The following is a 1,635-nucleotide window of genomic DNA, read 5'->3' as shown; positions in this document are numbered from 1 at the left end:
CCGCTCCGCGTTCGACGGCATAGCCAGCCCCTTTTCACCTGCGGTGGATCCTCGGAACGACCCGACCTCGCATGAGGCCGGACCGCGCCGATCGCCGGATCGCACCGGCGGGGTACGAGGCGTTGAGCCGCGTACCCCGCCGAAGCGGCACTGCCTCAGTGCTTCCGGGGCTTACGCCGCCACATCGTGCCGACACCCAGGATCAAGGCGCCACCGGCGAGCAACAGCAACGCGAGCATCGCCATCTGGGAGGTGTTCACACCCGTGTAGGCGATGGTGCTCGATGCGGTGGCCGACGTCGGCAGGACCTCGATGTTGCCGGTGGTCGGCTTCACCTGTGCGACGGCAGTCTTGGTCTTCGTCGTCGGCGCGAGGTTGTCCACGCTCGACGACTCGCCACCGACGCAGATCACACCATTGGAATCGGGCGTCAGGACGATCGTCGCGGAGCCGTCGTCGTTGCGCGACCATCCGGCCGGAACGCTCAGCGCGAACCCGGCATCCGCCACGGCCCGCACCGTGACGCTGGTCGTGCCGTCGCCGGTCACGGTGTAGCTGATGCCGTTCACCGTCACGGTGGTCACCGTGATCTGCTCAGCCGTCCCGACCAGCACGCACTGCGACCCGTTGATCCCCGGCGTCACGGTCGTAGACCCAGCCGGCGGCGTGGTCGTTGGCGGAGTCGTGGTGGGCGGAGTCGTTGGTGTGGTGGTGGGAGGCGTCGTAGATGTGGTCGTACCACACGACTCATCGGTGAACGTGTGTGTCCAACTCGTCACCGCGTCCTTCGCGAGAACATAGCCGTCAGCCGCCTGGGCGGTGACCGTCACCGTCCCGGACCCGTTGTAGGTGTCGGCCTTCACGACCGTGTCGCCCACTAGGTACTTCACACCTTCGGTGGCCGGGATCGTGTACGTATCGCCCTCAGTACCGCACTGATCATTGAACGTCACCGCACCCGGAGTCACCGTGGTCGGGCACGGCACCTCACTAAACGTGTGCGTCCAGCTCTTGGTCGCGCCGTCCGCAAGGACATAGCCGTCTGTCGCCTGGGCTGTGACCGTCAGCGTCCCCGAACCCGCATGAGTACCGGCATCGATAACCTTGCCGTCCACCAGGTACTCCACGCCCACTGTGCCCGGGATGGTGTACGAATCGCCGTCCACGCCGCACTGATCGGTGAACGTCACCGCACCCGGAGTCACCGTGGTCGGGCACGGCACCGTGCTGAACGTATGCGTCCAACTCGTCACCGCGTCCTTCGCGAGAACATAGCCGTCTGTCGCCTGGGCGGTGACGGTCACGGTCCCGGAACCCGAATAGGTACCAGCCTTCACAACCTCTTCGCCCACCAGGTACTCCACACCCTCGGTGACCGGGATGGTGTACGTATCACCGTTGACACCGCACTGATCGGTGAACGTCACCGCACCCGGCGTCACCAGACTGTCGCACTTCTTCGACTGCAGCGTGTACGTCCACGTCGCGTGCGACGCATCGGTCTTCGACCAACCGGTCGGCATCGTCGACGGGAACGCATACCCGCTGGCGAGCGTCGCGGTCACGGTCACCACATGACCCGCATCCGGACCCGACATCGTGTACGTCAACCCGCTGCCGTCGGCCGGCTTCACC

Annotated in this window: 1 pseudogene; it reads right to left on the bottom strand. The window is 65.8% G+C overall.

The annotated features are described in order from the left end of the window. Nucleotides 1-155 precede the first annotated feature (155 nt). Nucleotides 156-1,635: pseudogene (locus BGO15_RS10580) on the bottom strand (hypothetical protein); the annotation flags it as partial.

It is taken from the genome of Microbacterium sp. 71-23 (assembly GCF_001897265.1).
Lineage (GTDB): Bacteria > Actinomycetota > Actinomycetes > Actinomycetales > Microbacteriaceae > Microbacterium > Microbacterium ginsengisoli.
Note: the sequence above shows the minus strand (reverse complement) of the source record. Positions and strands in the feature narration are given on the sequence as shown.